This is a genomic window from Mesorhizobium sp. WSM1343 (assembly GCF_055901535.1).
On the sequence record NZ_JBVVWZ010000002.1, the window covers coordinates 282,573 to 302,815 of the forward strand.

A 20,243-nucleotide genomic window follows, 5' to 3' on the forward strand; every position below is an offset into this window, starting at 1 on the left:
GAATGCGAATGCTGAGATTCGAGGTCGAATTCATGAGTAAGCTGACGGAGGCGTTGAGCCAGGACAAGCTCAGTGTTTGCCTTAAATTGGAGGCCTCCGAGGTCAAGCGCGTCTATAGGACCACTGAACTCCTTCCCGACTTCGATTTCATCCCGTACGACGGGGGAACCGATAAGGACTACCCAGTCTGGCACGAGTTCGATCTCTCGGACGAAGCGATTTTCATCCATAGTTTGATACTGGACGACTATGGGTACTTCGTTGACGATGACCCGCACGATGATCCCGAATACGAGCTACCGAAAGCAACTTCTGAAAGCACAGGGAAGCTTGCCTTGGAACTCCAGATGGCAGACCGCTTTGGGTGCCGAGCACTGGTCAGGGGAAGCTTATCTGGTACTTCCATGGAAATGAACATGGGTGTGCGCTTCAATTTCATCGTGGGCTCCTACTCCGGAGAAAGCAGTCGTATCGGATATGCTGCGGAAGCGATTGCCGAAGGTTTCGCGTTCGAGGAAGAGGGAAAGCTCAAGCAGGCATTTTTCTCATATTTTTCGGCATTCGACAGCTTCGTTGAATCGGAGCGTGAGAAACTCAACAAGGGGCAATCCGATGATCAGCGGATCAAACCTGACATCCGACTGATGCAGAAACTGCAGGCGATCATAAAGGCGAACATGCCACCGTCTGTCGGCGGCCTCGATAAAGTGAAGATATGGGGAGACGTTAAGAACGGTTTCGACAAGTGCGAAAAGCTCAGAAATGCTATCGCTCACAACACGAAAACAGAGCCGATTGCTAAGGCCGACGTTGATCTGTGCTTTGCCGTCGTCGCCATCATCGTGGCGATGGTCAATGATGATCTCTACGAAGAAAAAGAGATTAGGAAGCACTACGTTGTAGAAAGCGACTGAGTCGGCGCTACGAAATTAAGGCGGATCTGGCAGCTTGCGGCATCCACTGGCTGCTCAAATTCGATGGCTAGTGCCGGCTCGCGGTCGACATCCCACCGGGCCATCCGCCGTGCAGGCTTACCAGGAAAGCCGAGGCACAAAGTCCGCTAAGGGCTAAAAGCAGTCCTCCCTGAGCGAAGCAGGAGCGGCGGCAATGGGTTCGTTCACCGGCCCCTTTGCGGTCATTCCATAATTCGTGTCTGAATTGCTGCCGTAATCAAAAGCCGAGGGAGTCCACGGAGGCGCAGGCGCGGACCGCCTAAGTGGTGCGTCTCAAGCTGCTTTCGAAAAACGGATTGTCCGTCGTCGGACTCGCTACTGTCTTTGAATATTCCGACCCGCAAATGGCGCGCTACGGATGTTTATGTAAGCTTATTACGCTTTGACTGCCCCAAGACCTCAGCGGGGAGTTCGCACAAATGCCGGTGGTATGTAAGAATCGTATTGACCACCTGAGCCATCCTGCAGACGCAACGCTGATTTCTCCGGCACTCTCATCTTTAGTGCTCTGGGGCCTGTGTCTGCGATGCCGGCTACCCAGACTGCCTAGATGAACTTTGGACGATGCCTCTCTTCCGGGGCTACCCAGCTTTCTATGAAATCCAGCGGATCGACGGTGCCCATCATTGCCCTCGCGAGTGTCAGACGCTCCTCCAGACGGTGTCGGCGAACTTCGTCGTTCGTATTCTTCAATCGGTTTTCGGCATCCGCGAAAAAGCGCTCGACCGTGATCGCCTTTCCCCACCTCTCGATAATTTCCGCAAGCTGCTGCTGGCTATCGGCAAGAGCTTGAGCTGTCTTGCGGGCATCCTCTTGCCTTAGGTAGCGCTCCCACTCCTCCTCTCGCTCCTTTTTCCTCTTCGCCGCCGCCACATCCTCGGCGTCCATAAGGCGTTGCACATTGTCCCTAGCCGCTTTCAAGGTCTCGACGATTTTTGGGATCAGCGTGCCAAGCGCCTCCTGCTCGGTCTCCTGCCAACTGACAGACCAGTCGACGCCCTTTTTCGGGGAATAGGCAATCACCCGAAAACGTCCGCAGGGCATATCCTGCTCTGTTGTCCACGAGTGCGTCAGTTGCCAAGGCTTGGCTGATCGTATGAACCTGCTGTCCTCGCGATGGTAGTCACCATTGAGGTATCGCATCGTCACTCTTTCGGTCATCTCGGTGAGAGCGAGCCCTATTGGCACCGTATCAATGAAGAAGACGGTCGGTCGGTCCGGAGCCCAAATGCTCCCGGAGTGATAGCGTCCGTATTTGCGATCCTTTCGCTCCACCTCCTGTTCTTTAACGTGGATCCGATGAATGTCACCGGCAGCCTGAGCGATGTGAACGCGGTACCCCTGTCCGTCCAGCGCGAGGTAGAGGTCATTGGCGATCGCCAGTGCGCGATGCAGTGCAGTTTCCGATGAAATTAGATCTGGCAGGATCCTCTTGTAGGGCCTGAGGAACTCGCCGTCTTTTACGTCCCGTGTTTTTCGCAAATGTTCTTCGACACCAAACAGTAGCGGATGACGTGCCGGACGATGGGGTTTCGCTGCGCGCCTGATCTTCCGAGCGGAGCCTTCTTCCGGCGCCCTTTTTGGTCTTGGCTTCTGGGTCGACGGCGTGATCTCAATGGTCTCATCAGATGCCTCTGGAAGCGCTGGTAGCTCCGCCGGGAGCCCGAGAGAGATGCAAGTCCAGTACCCCGATCCGGGATAGGGTACCTGATATCGTTTGCAGATGGCGGCCAGCGCCGTGCCGGAAATTCCGAGCTCCGGGGCGACTTTACTGAGCGGCCTGTCGCATACCCGTTGATAGAGATCAAAACGTGTCAGTTGCATTGGCGAAAAGGTCTCAATTCAATTGCGGCCGATATCGCACTGCCGGGATACACCAGGCAATATGTCTCTCCGGTGGTCACTGATTTGTCGGCGGTTTGGATAATTTTTAACGCAACGGCGCGGGCAATATCCTTCAGGGCCGCCAGCTCAATGTTCTCTCTCTTCGCATCAAAGAGTCGCGCAAAGGCCTCCGTGGGGAGATGCCTATCGACAACGGCAACTTTAGAACCCTTCATCACGAAAGCCGACGGTCATCTGCGGAGCGGCGCATTGAGGATGTGGAGAGCGAGCGACGTGCCCAACTGATAGAACGTCTCGCACTGGCGAGAGCCATGATAGGTACGACGGATCCCTCGATTAGCTTGAAGGTTGGCCCTCGAGGAAGCGCGGCCCTCTTGTCCCGCAATCCGTGACCGCGTCAGCACCGCCCGGCCGACCGCTGATGAGCCCGAAGCGAAGGCGCTCTACGGCAGTGATGGCAGCGACGCGCGGGGACAGGGGAAGACCGGCTCTTCGAGGTGAATGACTGGTTGCGGGCAGGCCACGAGCCCCGAATGAGACATGCTGAACCAGCAGATGACGTGAAGTCGGCTCTCTATTCTGTTGTACCTTCTATGTAGTTGGGGATAAGTCTCGACAGCAGAACTGGCAGACAGATCTCGGGGGGAACGTGAATATTCAATCGGGCATCGACGACCCTAACGGCGTCATCGCGCAAGTCGCGTATTTCACTACTAAGGAATTTGACAGGTCACTGAGCAGAGCCTTTCTCGGAGGTGGACAGCAACAGAAGAAGGCCATCAAGGTCAAAGCGATCCTCGGCAGCCTGCGCGACCCAAATCCTTTTGTTGGCGTTCCAGTTACCAATCATGGTGAAACCCGCGTCCAGAATGCCGTTAAGTACGATCTTGGCGATGGCTGGCGCCTGATCACCCAGCAAACGGACAAGACGTGCCTTTTCCTGTTTGTCGGAGATCATGAAGACGCCGACAAATGGCTGGACGGGCAGAAGGGGATGAAGCCTGCTGTCCGGGACCTCAGGGCTGTTCTTGTGCCTGGTTCAGGCCAGCAGGTCGTTCACGCCAACTCATTTCGCGCCGACCATCACGACAAGCCCCTTGTCGAGCGACTGGACGCCGGCGCGATGGACCACGTACTGGACGGGCTCCCGCGCAGTGTGGCGAGGAAGCTCGAGGCGCTGGATGCACGTTCAAGCACCAGTGATCTTGATGGGGTGGTCGCCGGCATTCTAGATGCAGGAAAAGCAGAACTCGTTCATGCCGTTTTCAATCTGCTGCTTTCTGGCAATTATGAGGGTGCACAGGCTCATGTCGATCTGAGTATGGGTCGCATCGGGCTGCTGGACGACGTGGACGAAGCCGATATGCTCGAGGTGGCCGACGGCGAGGATATTCGCCGTCTGCGCATTGGATCGCCAGAATATGAGGCTTGGCTAGCATCCTTCGAGAAGCGCTCCAGTTGGTACGAATGGTTCTTGTATCTCCATCCCGAGCAGGAGAATGTCGTGATGGCCGAATATGCCGGCGTCTCTCAGCTCTCCGGAGTTTCAGGGTCGGGAAAGACCTGTGTCGCCGTTCGCCGTGCACTCCGTCTGGCGGAAGCAGCGGATTCGAAAGTTCTTCTTCTTACCCTTAACCGTAGCCTAGCCGGTCTCCTGCGCCAGCTTGTTGACGCTGCCTGCAGCAATGACGCCGCCCGGGGCCGTATTGAGGTCACGTCATTCTTCGAACTCGCCCAGCGTCTTCTCCATCAGTTCGAGCCGGACAATGATCGTCATTATGTGGATGTGACCTGGAAATCCAATGAGCATGTCGATCTGGTTTTCCGCGAATACTATCGCCAATGGCTGAACAATGATTCAGCGAAGGTGCTTCTGCCCCTGCATAAGTCGATGACCGCTCGGGGCGTTGGCGGTGAAGCCTATCTTCGTGACGAGTTTGACTGGATTCGTAGCGCCGTCACTCCGCATTCTCGCTCGTCATACCTCAGTCTCGAACGCAAGGGACGCAAGTTCCCGATTGCGGCTGATCGTCGTTCGGATATCCTTAAAGGTCTGGACGGGTGGGAACAGAAGATGCGCGATGTCGGTGTCGTCGACTATCTGGGCCTTACCTCGGCTCTTGCGAGGCATCTGGATGCCTTACAGCCGCTTTATACCAATGTCCTTGTCGACGAAGCCCAGGATTTCGGTAGTACCGAGCTTCAGATTATCAGAAAGCTCGTCGAAAAAGGGCCGAACGACATCTTTCTTTGCGGCGATATCGCACAAACCATACTGCCGAAGCATCGTTCCCTTCCGGACTTGGGCCTGGTCGGCATCACGCGCGAGCGAATTAAAAAGAATTATCGCAACAGCCGGGAAATTCTGAAAGCGGCTTACGAGGTACTGAGCAATAATCTTAACGATGAGATGCTGGACAGCGATGACCTAGAGATACTTGACCCTCAGTTCGCAAATTTCAGCGGCCCCGTGCCAATGGCTCTCGCGGCAGATACGCTGGAGCACGAGGTCGCGTATGCGCGTGCATATGCCGCCACTGCTCTGCAGAACTATGCCAAAACGGTTTGCATTGCATTTGCTGGATTATCGAGTCGAGACGTCAAGGGCTTTGCCGAGAAGTGCAATGTCACTTCGCTCGATGGCGCCTATGACCCTAGTTCTGATCGTCTGGTGTTTTGTGATCTTGAGCAGACCAAGGGCTACGAGTTCGATTCGCTCATCATTCTGAACTGCAGAAGGGGCGTCCTGCCGCCACATGATGTTCCGGAAGAGGAAGCCTATCGTGCTTCCTGCAAACTCTACGTCGCCATGACACGCGCAAGGCGGGAGCTGATCCTGTCGTTCAATGGGGAGGCGAGCCCATGGATCGCGGAAGTGAGGGACACTATTGGAACAGCTCTCTGGAGCGAGTTCGAGATTTTGGATTCGAGTCTCTTGCAAGGCGTCCCTGAACTTCTTCCCGAGATAGAGCCGGACAAGGAAATTGATGATGTCGGAAAGCTAACGGGGCTGCAGTTCATTTATACGGCCAAGGGGCTCGGACTATCGCCAGAGGCGCAGGACAAACTTATCGACCTTGTAGATGGTCGTGGCTTGCGTGCCGCAGGCGGCGTTCGACGGTTGAGATGGCAGAACATGCGATCAATGATCACAGATCTGAATGAAAGCCGGCTTCATGATTTGCAGTTTGGCCCGAATGTGGCAGCCGAGCTCCGACAACTCGGAAGCCTCCTACCTTGAGCGTAAGTCTGAAGGCCCTCTCTCCCGCGACACTTAACGCCGGGCGGAATGAGATGGGTGTCGACGCCTTCCCGCTTATCGCGCGTGGTCAGTATTCGGGTTTGGATGACGACCCCGTCAGGCGATCCAACGCGTCCAATTCTAAAGCCATTGCTTGCCAAACCGTTCCTCGAGTGCCGCCAATTTGGTCGGAAGATGGTCATCTCCGGTGGTCAGACCGAGATACATCGCGGCGCGAGTCGCTCCTACATAAAGGTACTTTTCGAACAGATCGGGTTGGCGCTGCGCGAGCCGGTCGATCCCGAGGAAAAAGACCGCCTCAAATTCCAAACCCTTGATGTGACGCACGTCGAACACGCGCACGTCGTTCTCCTGCCCGGCCATTTCACCGAATGGACAAGGAACAGCGCGAATGTTGCTCGATGCAAGCGCATCGTTCAGCGCCACAGCCATCGGGATAACCTCCTCTTCATCGCTGACCAGGATTGCGATGCTCGGCACTTGGCCGCTCAGGCGTTCAAGCTCGACTATTCGGTCCCTCAGCCAAGACGCGCAGGCGAGGCGATCCCCCAGTCTGACACCGAGAACAGGATCGAATCCGTCATTGTTGACGCGCTGCGGCAACTGCGCCTCAGGGACTTCGGGCGATGAAAGCTGCGCAATGGCCCGCGCCAACTCATTCAACTGCCGGCTGTGGCGATAAGTGATGTTGACGGAGCGGACCTCGAAATCTGGGAAGACCCACTTCAGGTCGTCATCCGAACGGCTTCCCCATTCCGTGATGCGCTGATTGAAATCGCCGCAGGCGACAAAGGAACGGGCCGCCGGATCGCACAACGCCGCCATGCAGGCAAGTTGCACCGGCGAGAAATCTGTCGCTTCATCCACAAGGATTTGCGTGCGGTTCAGCGACAGTACGGGCGCCAACGCGGCATGGCGGCCCTGGGCGTGTCCGCGTGCAATCCGCCGATCCGCAAGCAATGTGCGGGCGGATTTGAGGATGGCGAGCAAAATTAGATCGACCTCCAGCGGGTGCAGGTCGGTCGTCGCAATCGGATCACGGCGATACCAGCGGCCTTCTGCCTGACGTTCGCGACGAAAGCGTCGATACCGTGCGCCTACCCCTTCAACAAGACGCCGTTCGGCATTCAGGAAACGCCGCGCTGCCGTTTGCAGAAGGAGATCGGTCCCGATTGTGCGCAAAGCGTCCTGCGTCAGGCTACGGTCGCCAAACCAATCGGCAAGTCGGCCGTTTCGCGATTGCTTTCCGAGCGATCGTCCACTGGCCGCTGCGCGCGCTTTGGAACGCAGGGCGCGGTACAATGCTTCCACAGCAGCTTCGCGGCCAAGCTTGATCTGCCGGGTCTCTTCTTCATCCTCCTCGTCGGGATCTTCGTTATCATCGCTTTCGGACAGCGTTCCGACGAACGCGACAAGCGCATCAAGAAAACCAGCGTCTGCCTTAAGCGCCTGCCTCGCCGCCGCGTTTAGCGCCTCGTCGGTTTTCCTCTTCAACCCGCCGATCAGCGCCTGAAGCTCATCCGCCATAGCCGCCATGGAAATCAAGGCACCGGGATGGGGGCCAGAAACAGACGACGGAAGTGCTTCTCGGAGACGAGCGCCAAGACGCTTTACATCTGCCGAGCTATCGGCGGCCAGAATGTCGGCGTTCGTTTTCAGTTCCCTCCAAAACAGGCCGAGCTGCCAAGCCTCAAAATCCTCGAACCACGCTCGCTGCGCCGCTACCGCCTCCGGCAACAGCGATGGCAACGCATCCTTCATCACGAACGAGCCGCCCCCGGCAGCGGAACGCAGGACACCGAAGCGGTTCCGGGCAAGCTCGCGCCGGTAGTCGTCCCAAGTCTGAATACGCTCATCAGGTGCCGGGATAAGCTCCTTCGCGAAGGCTTCCTTCACATACCGCCGCAACAACGTCGTCGGGGTGAACATCAGCCAGCTCGTCTCGTGTTGGGCTTCCCCAGACGTTGTCGCATCGATCACATCCCGCTCATCCTCAGGAAGGCTTTCCAAGTCGATCTTCTGTCCAAGACGCTTGATAAGCGTGGTCGTTTTCCCAGTGCCGGGCGGCCCAAGGATCACAAGGCGCGTATCTATGGGGAGACGGAATATCTCATCCTGATACTCGTCTAGAACCTTAAGGTCACGGAGCGCCATCCTGGTAATGGCATCGCGTTTGCGACCCTCAAAAACGACGGCCGCAGCCCTGTCGCTCGCCAATGCGGCCTCAAGGATATCAAGCTCGTCTTCGGCGACACCCAGGCCCCGCAGCAACTCGCGAAGGGAGACGACCGTAAACCCCGCAAAATCCTCGCCTTCCACAAAGGTGTTGAACGAGTCCCAGATACCGCCCACCTCCTTGGCGTACAGCGTTGACTTCTCGAGCACCGTGAACGTTTGAGATCCGGGACCCAGGATGCTTCCTCCGATGGGAAGCGCAGCGATTCGACCAAAAGGGAGATGGTAGCCGACAGCAATGCTTCCGTCCGAAGGCGTCCGGTGCGGGATCGCCCGGGAAACAAAGACGAACCTGCGCGCGCCATCTTCGTCCTGCGCCACCACACGGGAAAAAGCTGGCTCTGCCAACAACGCAATAAGCGCGCGCCGCAATTGATCAGAGTTCTGGCTCACGCGGCGAACCGCAGGGCCGTCTGTAAAGGCGTTTAGTGAAGCCAAGGCGTTGGCGGGAGACGGACTGCCCTCAGCAAGTTTCTCCCGAACCCGGTCTGCTGTTTCCTCGAAATGCCGCAGCGTGTGCTCTGCAATCGGTACAGCGCGCTCCCACTGGGTGGGCGCCATTACCGCTGAAACTGTCTTCTTCTTGTTCAAGATCTTGCGTCCCTCCTCCGGTCCGTCTTCCTTCACGGACGTAAAGCATCTTAGACAAATATTCCCTCTTCCATGAAAGAAATTTGAAGGTATTTTTATTGTGCGGGCCTTGGCGGGCGTATCGGGTTTGCCGACCAGGCTGTCGTGAATCGAGGCCGCTTCGTGGTTTCCCTGCGTAGGCAACCAGTCGCTTCTTTGCGGCCCAAAAAATCGGCCTCAATAGCTAAGTGTGAGGGAAAGCGGGAGTGTGGATTTCAGCAGGCCGGCCTTTTCAGCCTGCGGCTCAGGTTGTGGGGCTTGTGTATTTCACGTTTAAGTCTGCCAAAGGGGATTAATACGATTTGATGCTGCAAACCCGCGCCTCATCCCGCTCAACAGCGCGTCCTGAAACTCCGGCGGACGCAGTCTCATTAGGACTTCGACTTGATTTCGTGAGATGAAGAAGAATGGCGGATCCGGATTTCAATGACGATGGCTATGACACCAAGACCGACATGGTCCCGGAGTTCTTCAATTTCATCCGAAGCCTGCGCGCAGATGATCTTGTAGCCGAGCTCTTGCAGAACGAGATCGACGCGGGCAGCACGCATACGATCCTAGACTTCGGCGCCGACCGGCTCATATGCAGCGGCAATGGCGCGCCGGTCGATGCGGACGGCTGGAAGCGCCTCACGTATCTCCGCGGCGCGGGCGATGAGGTGCCGCAGAAAAAGGGGCTCATCGGCATCAAGAATCACGGCCTCAAAGCGTGCTTCACGATCGGCGATTCGATCCACATCCGCTCGGGCAAGCTTAGGACCCATCAGACGCTCTACAGATATGGGGAGAACAAACCGCCCAAACCCGGTGCGCGCCGCGTGCCAATAGCGGATCCCGACGGGCCGGACGTAGGTTGCGCCATCGAGATTCCATACCGGCGCCGGCAACTGGTTTCGAAATCGGGCGAGCGGACAATCCTCGAAGTGCCGAGCGAGGCGGGTATCGACGCCTTGTACACTGACGCGGCTTTGTCCCTGGCACGGCGGTTCATCGGCACCTTGCGCCCGGACATCCGGCCGCACCATGTCATCGAGCTCAGGCATCACCTGCTCGGCACCAAGCGCTTCTTCTTCTCGACCACCAGGGCGCTCGACAAGGGCAAGTTCCAGGTCTTTTCCCGTAGCTGCGAGATAAGCGGAGCTGATGGCGATAGCGTCCTTCGAGAGCGGGTCGCCACACGCACGATCGGACGCCCCCAAGGGGCCCAGCATGACGTTCCGGCCTTTTATGCCCGCAAGGCGCGCCTCGCCATCGAGGTGGCCTGGGCGGAGACCCTGCGGGGGCGGATTGTTGCCGGCCGGGGCGAGCTCAGATATCCGATCGGATATGTGCTGGGCGGCCCCTCCTCCTCAAGCGGCTTTGCGGCCCACTATTCCGCGCCGTTCGCCTCCGATACGGAGCGGCATGGCCTCGCCGACCAGTCGAAGGTCTGGAATACACATCTCGTCAATGGCTGCGACGCGCTTCTCGTCGAGGCCATTTCGTGGCTGCTCAGCCGTGCGGATTTGCTGCCACTCGATCTCCTGGGCGCCGACTTCGCGCCGGACGAGCGCCTCGCCCCGCTGGTCGTGGCGCTCGCGCAAAGCCGTGCGCTCCCGAGCATCGCGCCGCACGCAAGACAGGGCGCGGCCGCGAACAAGACGCGCCGCAGCTGGACGCGGATATTGATCCCGAGCACACAGACGCGTCCCGGCGTCCATTCAGACGCCCTGGCGGATGTGGCGCCTCCCGAAGAATGGCTGCTGGCGGCCGCGACGCCGGAGCGGATCCGTTCGCTCCTGCTCGACCGGAATCTCGCCGGCTGGCTAGAGAACCGGATCAGCTTCGACGAGACCGACGTTGCCGAGCGATTGAGGCCGCTTGATGCGGAACGCGAAGGCTATTTTCCTTGGGCGAGCGACGCCGAGCGCCGTCGGGGTTTGTCGAACCTCCCTCTGGTGCGCCGCCATCTCGACGCCTTGCTCGAAGGTGATCCGATCCCCTCGCCGGCCCACGGCCTCGAGCTCCCCAACACAAATGGCACCGCGACGCCAATGGCGCGGATGAGCCTGGCCTCTGAACTTCCTACCGATCTGCCGGGCGTCAGCCTGCCGCCCATCGTTCATACCGACCTTTCCGCGCATCCGATCTTTAGGTCGCACGATTGGCTGCGGCCGCATTTCGGATTTCCGGAACTGGTCGAGACCCTGGCCGCCGCTCCGATCGGCGCGACGGTCGCCAAAGGGCTTTTCGCCTGGCTGTTTCACAACCCCGCGGGATTCCCGAAAAAGGCTTGGCCCGCGATCAAGAAGCTGCCGATTTGGCCGGATGCCAGTGGCATGCCGGGACCGCTCGGCAGATTGTGCGAGCCCAAGAGCGGCGGGCCTGCCCGGGTCGTCGCGAGCGCGCTAACGCGCCCGCATGCTGACATCGCGAAGCTTCGGACCGCGCTGGCGCACAGACGGCTGAGCCTTACCGTTCGCAACGAGCCCAGCGAGGCGGAAGTCTCGAACTGGCTGGCCGCCACCCTCACTGATTTGCCAGGGGGACGGATGCTCGATGCTGAGGAAATGTTGCGGTTTCGCAAGCTCGAGCGCGACCTGGAAACCATCGCCAAATCAACAAGCGCGCGGCTTCTGGCCGCGAGCGACGCACCGCCGGCCTTGGCGCTCGATGGTACGCTTAGAGCACGATCGGACCTGGTCCCACCGACGCCGGCGATGGGGCGGTTGTCCCTAGTGGGCGAGCATGTCGCCGCTAGCCGCTCCGAGGCACTCGCGAAGATCTGGCCGATGCGCGCCGCCCCGAACGCGGCAATGTTGTGTGCGGCGCTTAGCGCGGACCTGGCCAACCAGCCTGCTTTGCTGGGCCGGCTCAAGGCGCTCGCCGACGTTGCCGAAGGCTATGATCTCGGGATCGGCCAACTTGCGTGCATTCCGTTGGGCGGCGACTTTGCCGCGCCTGTGGCGCTCGCCTTCAAGGGCAACAGGGGCGACTATTGGGGCGATTACCGGCGCCAGATCAGCGGCAAGAATCTCGCGCCGAACGACCAGGCCCTTTATCGCCGCGCCGGCGTGTTGCCGGCAGAACCCAATACGGAGAGCTCACGCGCGTTCTTCGCCTGGCTGCGCGAGGACGAGCGACAAATCGAACCGCACTTGCCGCAGATCGTGCGCCATTTCGCGCATGAGCGTGGGCCGACGAGCTGGTGGGGCATTTATGAGAACGAGCCCTGCCTTCCCGTCGACAGCGCGAACGGTCTCGAGCTTGTCAGCTACCGTACAGCTACGAGGGGCCGCTCGGTTTTCGTGAAGGATTTCCCAGCGCTTGCGCGGACCATACTAGACGATCCAGGATCGCTCATGCTCGCGATCGACAAGCATGAGCAGGTGATTTCCTCGATCACTCAAGTCCTGCTGGGCCAGGGTGTGCGATCACTTCGACATGTCGCGGGCGAGCCCACCAAGGTGACGGGGACCGATTCCGTGCCGGCACCGACTTGGGTTCAGGAGATCGTCACGACGCTTAAATCCAGGCGTATCGCCAGGACGCTCGAAAAGCGGCTCGACCATTATCAGGTCGACAGGAAGTATATTCATGCGCACTGGCCCAGCCGTCTTTCCGGCATCGCGAGCGTCATGTGCGCGAGGAGGGTTCTTGCGACCTACAAGATCGGTCAGCGCGAAATCGCGACCGAGATCGACCATGCATTCGACGAGGCTGGGGGCATACTATGGCTCAAGCTTGAGCCTGACGACCGACGCAGCAGCGTCGAGAGGGCCCTGTTTATGGCGATCGCTGAACGAATTTTCGTGCAAAGCGCTCCTCTTTGGTGCGGCCCAACCCTGGCCGCGGCGCTCAACACCGACATCGTCGAGGCCAGGGCCGCAGCCGAGCAAAAGCTCGACTTCGAGGAGCCGCTGGAAGCGGGCGAAAAACCGCTGGATGAGGACGAGCCGATCGGTGAGGTCGAGCCGGATGAAGCGCCGATCGGCCATTATAATTGGACGCCGGACCCGGCCCGGAACGTTCCTCATCCCGCTCCCCTGGCGGAAAATCACGGCAAGTCCGGACCTGAAAAGCCCGCAGAGCGCGACAAGAACAGGAAGCGCGAACGCGCGGCGGTGCCGGGGGAGGAAGACCAAATCAGGGATTTGAAGCAGAACCATTATGCGTTTCATTGCCAAATCTCGCTGGCATCGCACGCGCCGGCCAGGCTGGCGCCTGCCGGAAGTTATGTGGAGCTGGCTGAGAACCGCGCCAAGATGATCGACGCGCACCATGCCGATTATGCCGGGGCGTCTGGCGCACGACATGCCGGCAATCTACTCATCCTGTCCCACGTCGAGCATCACAAGGTTGGACGACAGCTGAGCCGTGAGCAAGTACGCGCCGCGCTAAGGGATGCACGGCCTCGTCAGGTGGTCTTCGGCAAAGGCAGGCAGCGCAAAACGGTCGAGGGCGTCGTGGCCGATGTTCTTGTCGCTGCGACTGGGGAGATCATCTCGATCTTCTTCACTTTGGACCACAGGGACTATTGGCTTCGATAGTGCCCACCGAACAATGTCAGCGCCAAATCGGTGGGAGCCGAGCCCAAGCGCTACCTATTCGGGCAGGAGCACGGCGACGTCGCCGCGCTGCTCGAGAATGACGCGATCTCCGTTGAGCGGCTGCTCGGCGCCTTCTTCCGCGCATCGGCCTCCGGCCCGCGTATGACCCCCGCGAACGATGGAAGGCAATAAACCCGGCGCCGTCGGCAAAAGACGGCGATATCAGCCGAATTTGCAGGGCCGTCTCCAATCTGCGTAGACTTTGTTTATGCTAAGAATCGGCTCCGAATTACAGTTGAGCGCCTCCGACCTGGTCGGCTACTTGAACTGCGGCCACCTTACGGCGCTAGACCTTCAGGTGGCGGACGGCGCGCTTGACAAGCCGAAGATCTGGGACCCGCTGCTCGAGATCCTGCAGCAGCGCGGCGCCGCGCACGAGGCGGCCTATGTCGATCACCTACGCGTGTCCGGCCTTACGGTCGCGGTCATCGAGGGCAAGCGCATCGATGACGGCTCAGTGGCCGCCACGATCGAGGCGATGCACGCCGGTACGCAGATCATCGTGCAAGCCGCTCTGCGCGCACCGCCCTTCACGGGCCGGGCCGACATTCTGCGGCGCCTCGATACGCCAAGCGATCTCGGCGCCTGGTCCTATGAAGTCGTAGACACCAAGCTCGCTCGCGAAACCAAGGGCGGGACGGTGCTGCAGCTCTGCCTCTATTCTGACCTCGTCGGGCAGGTGCAGGGCCTCGTGCCAGAACATGCCTACGTTGTCGCGCCCCTTACCGGCTTTGAGCCGGAGGTCTTTCGGGTCAGCGACTATGCCGCCTACTACCGCAATGTCCGGGAACGCTTCGTCGCGTCCTTGAACGGAAACGGCGGCACCTATCCGGAGCCGGTCGCTCATTGCGGTATCTGCCGCTGGCGCGGCCGATGCGACGACCAGCGCCACCAGGATGATCACCTCTCCCTTGTGGCCGGGATCACGGCCGTGCAGCGCGGTGAGCTCGCCGGCCACGACGTGGCCACCATGACTTCGCTGGCCGAGCTCCCCTTGCCGCTGCCGTGGAAGCCGGAGCGTGGCGCCGCTTCGTCCTACAATCGCATTCGGGAGCAGGCCCGGATCCAGGTCGCGGGGCTCGCGGCCGGGCAGGTGCTCCATGAAGCGCTGCCGATAGAACCGGGCTTTGGCCTGTGCCGCCTGCCGGTGCCGGACGACGGCGACATTTTCTTCGATCTCGAGGGCGACCCCTTCGTCGGCGAAGGCGGCCTCGAATATCTCTTCGGCTATGCCTTCAAGGACGCGGAGGGGGCGCTCACCTACGTCGCTGACTGGTGTCTCACGCAGGCCGATGAAAAAACAGCCTTTGAGCGCTTCGTCGATTTCGTCATCGAGCGGCGAGCAGACCATCCCGACATGCACATTTATCACTATGCGGCCTATGAGGTGGGCGCGCTCAAACGCCTGATGGGGCGCTACGCCACGCGCGAGGAAGAGATCGACACGCTGCTGCGCGGGCAGGTCCTGGTCGATCTCTACGCGGTGGTCCGCCACGCCATCCGCGCCAGCGTCGAGAGCTATTCCATCAAGAAGCTGGAGCCGCTCTACGCATTCGTACGCGCGGTGTCGCTGCCCGATGCCAACTACTCCTTGAGCAGGGTCCAGGCCTGCCTGGAGCTCGGGGATGCAGGCGGCATCAATGCCGACGATCGGGCCGTCGTGGCGGGCTACAACCAAGATGACTGTGTCTCGACGAAGCGGCTTAGGGACTGGCTCGAGGGCCTGCGGACTGACGCGGTCGCCTCAGGCTTGGAGATACCCCGGCCGGCTCCGCCTGGAGAGGACGCTCCCCCGGATATTACAGCCTGGCAGGCGCGGATCGATGCTGTAGTGGCCGTGCTGACTAATGGCATTCCGGTGGACTCCGCGGAGCGTAGCGCCGAGCAGCAGGCGCTCTACGTGCTGGCGAACGTGCTCGACTGGCATCGCCGGGAAGAGAAGGCGATCTGGTGGGAATATTTCCGGCTGGCGGCGCTGTCCGCGGACGAGCTGGAAGACGAGCGGGCAGGCATCGCCGGTCTCGAGTTCGTGGATACCGTTGGCGGAACCGTCAAGGCTCCTATCCACCGCTATCGATTTCCCCCGCAGGACGCGGAGTTTCGCGGCGGGGAGGATTTGCGCAGCGTCGGCGGCAATCGGTTCGGCAAAGTCGAGGCCGTCGACCTGGAACATCGCTTCATCGACATCAAGAAGCGTGGTGACACCGCCGGTTTTCACCCCGAAGCTATCTTCGCCCATACCTACATCGACACGGCGGTTCTGGCCGAGTCCCTGGTGCAGATCGGCGAGTACGTGGCCGCTCACGCCATTGCCGGTCCGGGTACCTATAAGGCGGCGCGCGATCTTCTGCTGCGGCTGCCGCCCGATGCCGGCGGCGCGGCGCTACGCCAGCCGGGCGAGAGCGCGGTCGATGCGGCCTGCCGCCTCGTCCCGGCCTTACACGGCGTGCTCGCCATCCAAGGACCGCCGGGCGCGGGCAAGACCCATACCGGCGCCCACGCGATCCTTGCGCTGGTCAGGGCCGGCCTTCGCGTCGGGGTAACCGCCAACAGCCACAAGGTCATTCGCAATCTGCTCGAAAAGGCCGCCGAAGAAGCGGAGAAGGAAGCCTTCGACCTCCAGTGCTTGCACAAGGTCACTGATGCGGAAGACAATATCCCGCACCTCACTTTCACCACCAAGAACGCCGAAGCCCTCGGCGCCTTTGCAACCGGCTACCATGTTCTTGGCGGCACGGGGTTCCTGTGGGCCCGACCCGATGTGGCTGGCCTCGTCGACGTGCTGTTCGTGGATGAGGCCGCGCAGATGTCGCTCGCCAACGTGCTTGCCATATCGCCGGGCGCAGCCAGCCTTGTCCTGCTTGGCGATCCGCAGCAGCTTGAGCAGCCGATGCAGGGCTCGCACCCCGAAGGTACTGAGGTCTCGGCCCTCGATCACCTTCTCGGCGGACGGCAGACCATTGCCGAGGACGAGGGCCTGTTCCTCGACCAGACCTGGCGCCTCCACCCCGACATCTGCCGTTTCACCTCCGAACTGTTCTACGAAAGCCGACTTCTTCCCCGTCCCGGTCTCGAGAACCAGGCTATCCTGATGGACGGCCCGCTTGGCGGGAGCGGTCTGCGCTATGTTGCGGTTCAGCACAGCGGCAACCAGAATTCCTGCCCGGAGGAGGCCGACCGTATCCGCAATATTGTGCTGGGGATCCTTGCCTCAGGTGCAGGTTGGCGCGACCGCGAGGGCAACGAGGCGCCACTCACCCTGAACGACATTCTGATCATCGCGCCCTACAACGCGCAGGTCTTTGAAATCCAGGCGCACCTCCCCGGCGCGAGGGTAGGGACGGTTGACAAGTTCCAGGGACAGGAAGCACCAATCGTGATCTATTCCGTCACGACCTCCAGCCATGCCGATGCCCCGCGTGGGATGGAGTTCCTCTACAGCGCGAACCGCCTCAATGTGGCCACCTCCCGCGCCAAGGCTCTGTGCATTCTCGTGGCCAATCCGGAAGTATTCGAGCCGGAATGTCGGACGCCGCGCCAGATGCAGCTCGCCAATGGCTTCTGCCGCTACCTGGAAATGGCCGATGTGATCGATCCATAGCCGTTTCGCTCCGGCACATCCGTGGCCGTTGAAACGTGGTGACGAGGAAGGGTGTCCGTGCGCTCGACGCCGCACATATCAAGGCCGCCAAGATGGCAATCATGGCCGAGACGCTGCAGCCCACCTCTGCTATCGTCGAGACAGATAGAATGAGGGCGGGGCCGGCGCGCTAGGCTGTCGTGGCTCCCATGCCCCAGCTCCGCACAGGCCAGGAACCCTCGCTTTCCTCCTCCACGACGAAATAAAAGTCCTTGAACCGCCGGGCTTCGATGCGTGGCAGCATGTCCGAAAACTGCGCCCTGGTGACTTGGAGGGAGAGGCTCAGCGACGGCAGGCGATCGGCCTGGAAGAGCGTGCCCGCGTCAGGGAACTGCGTCTTCAAGGGCGTGGGCGCCATGATCATGACAATGCCCGGCCACCGGAACGCCGCGTCCGGCATGATGAGGGTGGCGGGGAGAATGATGTAGGTGAACTCGACCGACTGGCGGGGCGGGCCTGGCTGGACCACCTGGCCGAAGTTGACGCTGGCTGATGCTACGATCTCGCCGCGCCACTCGCCCGCCACGATCGGCGGCAGCCGGAGACGGTCGCCCTTCTTGCGGCCGGTCATCCGGTAGGCGTGGCGCCGGGGAGCGTGGCAATATCGATATCCGCTTCCTCCAGCCTGCGCATGGCCGCCGCGACGACCTCCGCACTAAACTGCGGCGCGTGCCGCAGGACGATCGCTTCGCCGGTCAGCTCCGGCATGTTCCGCTCCAGCAGCATGTCAAAGCCGTCGGTGCTCTTGGCGCTCATGGCCCAGTCCTGAAGCGTCTGGACCACTCCCGCCCTTGCGACTTTCTGCCTTGTGCGCGCGAGCCGGGTCGTCTTTCCCCGCTCGTCGGACAGGACATGCTCGAAGGCATGTATCGTCTGCCAGAAATCATGCTCCACGGTCCCCGGCTTCTCCTTGGGCAGGACCGAAACCAGCTTGCGGAAAGCAGCGTCGGCGACGCCCGGCTCACCCTTGTCCCGGGCGTTCCTGATCCACGATCTCAGCTTTTCGGGATCGTTGCAGTTCTCGATCAGTCCCAGAACCTTCGCCACGTCGCTCATTTGGTCCTCCCTTTGGCCCCTGGCCCGCAGCCCCTTCTTGCCCACCACAGTGAGACGGACATTCTGATTGAACGGGGCCCCTTGGGTTGACCGCCGCTTCCCATGGCACCTCCGTTTGCTCTAGAATTAACGGAGGTTGCCCACGTCCGGAGCCTACCATGTGCAACGACTACGAGCAGCATGTCCTCTGGGCTGAATATTGCCGGATGATGGCATCGCTGTCGCTGAATATCCCGAGCCACCAGACCGAACTTGATTTGCCCCAGGCGGATGACGTCCACATCAATGATCCGGCGCCGATAATGCGTGCCGCTGATGACACGATCGAACTGGCGTCGATGACGTTTGGATTTCCGCCGGCGGGACCAAAGGGAGGGCCAGTGTTCAACTTCCGCTCCGAAGGCCGGCAGTTCGGAAACAGCAAACGCTGCCTCGTTCCTGCGTCCGCATTCTTCGAATTCACAGGCACGAAATATCCGAAGGCCAAACATCGTTTCACACTCAACGGCTCTCCCTTCATGGTCATCGCCGGGCTTTGGCGTGAAGCTGTCGGCAACAAGCCTCCCACCTTCACCATGCTGACGACCGAACCCGGGCCGGACGTCGCGCCATATCACAATCGTCAGGTGGTGGTCCTTCAGCCCGAGAATTGGGCGGCCTGGATCAATTTGACAAAGCCTGAGGCTGAGCTGCTGCGTCCGCTTCCCGCTGGATCCCTCTCGGTGGAGACAGTTCGCCCCGAAAGCTCGTGACTTAGCTGCGCAAGATGTCTGGTACGCTGAGCTGACCGAGATCGAGAACCGGCGTGTATTCGCCCGTGCGGCGCCAGACGCCGCGCACCTTTCCATTCTCCCGATCCCGCCTCGGATCGAACATCAGCCCCTCGAAATGATCAAGGAACACCTCTGCTGATGCGGCATCGCTGAAGCAATGGAGCCGATAGGTTTCATATTTGCCATTCGGCCATATCGCCTGCACATGCCGTGTCTGGTGCTTAAGCCCTCGTTCCTGGCAGAACTTCGCGATCATGGTGAAGTTCCGGTCGGTGCAAAGGTCATCTGGCAGCGCAACCTGGTGAGGCCAGTCGCGGTCGATGACCGATGGCGTTGGTGAAACCCGACTGCGTTTGACCACTATTCGAAATGCATCGACTGGCCACGCATCATGGCCAGCGTCAGCGCGATTGCAGTATTTGCCGGTGGCTTCTCCATGTGCAGGGAGCCGTCGAAATCACGCCATGCCGCCATGCGCAATTCATCATCGTCATCACTGGCCGCCGGGTCGAAAACGTGGGCATCGCAGGGATCCCTGTCGATCTCGATTGTCCAGTCCCTGAGCGCCTTGCGGGCCATCTCTTCGACCTGGGCAAGATCGCTGGTGAAGAAGGGGATACGGTCTCCCTCTTCGGAAAGCGGCTCAACCCGATCCAGCGTCGGCCGCTCGGGCACCCAACCCAGAACGAAGGCAATGTCGAAATCGATCTGGCGGTCTGGGCCAGCTGTAACCTCCAGCCGTTTGACGACGTCAGGATAGAGCTGCTTACGCGCCGGCCACGTGTCCGGAAGAGCCTCGGCCTGCAACTTCTTGCGGGGAACGTTGATCAGTTCCATGACCTGATGGCGCGGAATTTTGTCCTCCGGCCAGCCCGCACAACAAGCAGTCGTCGCAGCCTCGTCGGCCTCCAGCCAGACTGTGGCGGCCTGGTTCTCGTCTTCAGTAGGCTTGTCGTCTTCTGGAAAGCCTTTGATATCCCACCCTTCCAACGCAAACAGTCCTTCCGCGCCCTGCAAAGCCGTAATGCCGGCGCGTGCAAACACGGCTTCGGCTGCGGCGATGCCGCGTGCGAGCTCTTCTGGTGTTGCGTTCTCGATGTTCAAGCGAAGTTCCATGGTTCGCCTCCTATGGCCTATCTCTGTCAAGGAGAACAAAAAGAGAACGATGAGTCAAGTATGCCTTGACGAGAGAGGAATATGTTCCTTATTTCAGCGTGATCTTGAGCAGCAAAGGACCGTGGCTCGGCGTCAATCGCGCTG

General features: G+C 60.2%; 12 protein-coding genes. 5 read left to right on the forward strand and 7 right to left on the reverse strand.

Going from position 1 to position 20,243, the window contains the following annotated elements; genetic code table 11:
* Positions 1–32 precede the first annotated feature (32 nt).
* Positions 33–914 (forward strand): hypothetical protein, encoded by an 882-nt coding sequence (locus AC0NIL_RS31900; RefSeq protein ID WP_473573662.1) that lies wholly within the window; start codon positions 33–35, stop codon positions 912–914.
* 585 nt (positions 915–1,499) lie between these two features.
* Here AC0NIL_RS31900 and AC0NIL_RS31905 read toward each other — a convergent pair.
* Both AC0NIL_RS31905 and AC0NIL_RS31910 read right to left on the reverse strand, forming a co-directional pair.
* Complete coding sequence (locus AC0NIL_RS31905) at positions 1,500–2,777, reverse strand: hypothetical protein (protein ID WP_473573663.1); 1,278 nt, start codon at positions 2,775–2,777, stop codon at positions 1,500–1,502.
* On the reverse strand, positions 2,768–3,013 hold the full coding sequence (locus AC0NIL_RS31910; protein ID WP_473573664.1) for a hypothetical protein: 246 nt from the start codon (positions 3,011–3,013) through the stop codon (positions 2,768–2,770). The genes AC0NIL_RS31905 and AC0NIL_RS31910 overlap by 10 nt, the downstream gene beginning before the upstream one ends.
* Positions 3,014–3,447: 434 nt before the next feature.
* Here AC0NIL_RS31910 and AC0NIL_RS31915 point away from each other — a divergent pair, with 434 nt between their 5' ends.
* On the forward strand, positions 3,448–6,039 hold the full coding sequence (locus AC0NIL_RS31915; RefSeq protein ID WP_473573665.1) for a UvrD-helicase domain-containing protein: 2,592 nt from the start codon (positions 3,448–3,450) through the stop codon (positions 6,037–6,039).
* Between the two features lie 141 nt (positions 6,040–6,180).
* Here AC0NIL_RS31915 and AC0NIL_RS31920 read toward each other — a convergent pair whose 3' ends face one another.
* Positions 6,181–8,886, reverse strand: coding sequence for an ATP-binding domain-containing protein (locus AC0NIL_RS31920; protein ID WP_473573666.1), 2,706 nt, complete (start codon positions 8,884–8,886; stop codon positions 6,181–6,183).
* 446 nt (positions 8,887–9,332) lie between these two features.
* Here AC0NIL_RS31920 and AC0NIL_RS31925 point away from each other — a divergent pair, with 446 nt between their 5' ends.
* Both AC0NIL_RS31925 and AC0NIL_RS31930 read left to right on the forward strand, forming a co-directional pair.
* On the forward strand, positions 9,333–13,454 hold the full coding sequence (locus tag AC0NIL_RS31925) for a hypothetical protein (protein WP_473573667.1): 4,122 nt from the start codon (positions 9,333–9,335) through the stop codon (positions 13,452–13,454).
* 295 nt (positions 13,455–13,749) lie between these two features.
* Positions 13,750–17,115 (forward strand): TM0106 family RecB-like putative nuclease, encoded by a 3,366-nt coding sequence (locus AC0NIL_RS31930; RefSeq protein WP_473573668.1) that lies wholly within the window; start codon positions 13,750–13,752, stop codon positions 17,113–17,115.
* A gap of 169 nt (positions 17,116–17,284) precedes the next feature.
* Here AC0NIL_RS31930 and AC0NIL_RS31935 read toward each other — a convergent pair whose 3' ends face one another.
* Positions 17,285–17,725: a hypothetical protein gene (locus tag AC0NIL_RS31935; protein WP_473573669.1), complete on the reverse strand. Its 441-nt coding sequence runs from the start codon at positions 17,723–17,725 to the stop codon at positions 17,285–17,287.
* Positions 17,722–18,210, reverse strand: coding sequence for a hypothetical protein (locus AC0NIL_RS31940; RefSeq protein WP_473573670.1), 489 nt, complete (start codon positions 18,208–18,210; stop codon positions 17,722–17,724). The genes AC0NIL_RS31935 and AC0NIL_RS31940 overlap by 4 nt, the downstream gene beginning before the upstream one ends.
* Positions 18,211–18,368: 158 nt before the next feature.
* Between AC0NIL_RS31940 and AC0NIL_RS31945 the strand changes: the two genes are divergently transcribed.
* The gene (locus tag AC0NIL_RS31945) at positions 18,369–18,962 is read left to right on the forward strand and encodes an SOS response-associated peptidase (protein ID WP_473573671.1); all 594 of its coding nucleotides are present in this window, start codon (positions 18,369–18,371) and stop codon (positions 18,960–18,962) included.
* Position 18,963: 1 nt separating this feature from the next.
* On the opposite strand, the gene AC0NIL_RS31950 is transcribed toward AC0NIL_RS31945, so the two are convergent.
* The gene (locus AC0NIL_RS31950) at positions 18,964–19,239 is read right to left on the reverse strand and encodes a hypothetical protein (protein WP_473573672.1); all 276 of its coding nucleotides are present in this window, start codon (positions 19,237–19,239) and stop codon (positions 18,964–18,966) included.
* Between the two features lie 104 nt (positions 19,240–19,343).
* Positions 19,344–20,099 (reverse strand): hypothetical protein, encoded by a 756-nt coding sequence (locus AC0NIL_RS31955; protein ID WP_474048851.1) that lies wholly within the window; start codon positions 20,097–20,099, stop codon positions 19,344–19,346.
* Positions 20,100–20,243 lie beyond the last annotated feature (144 nt).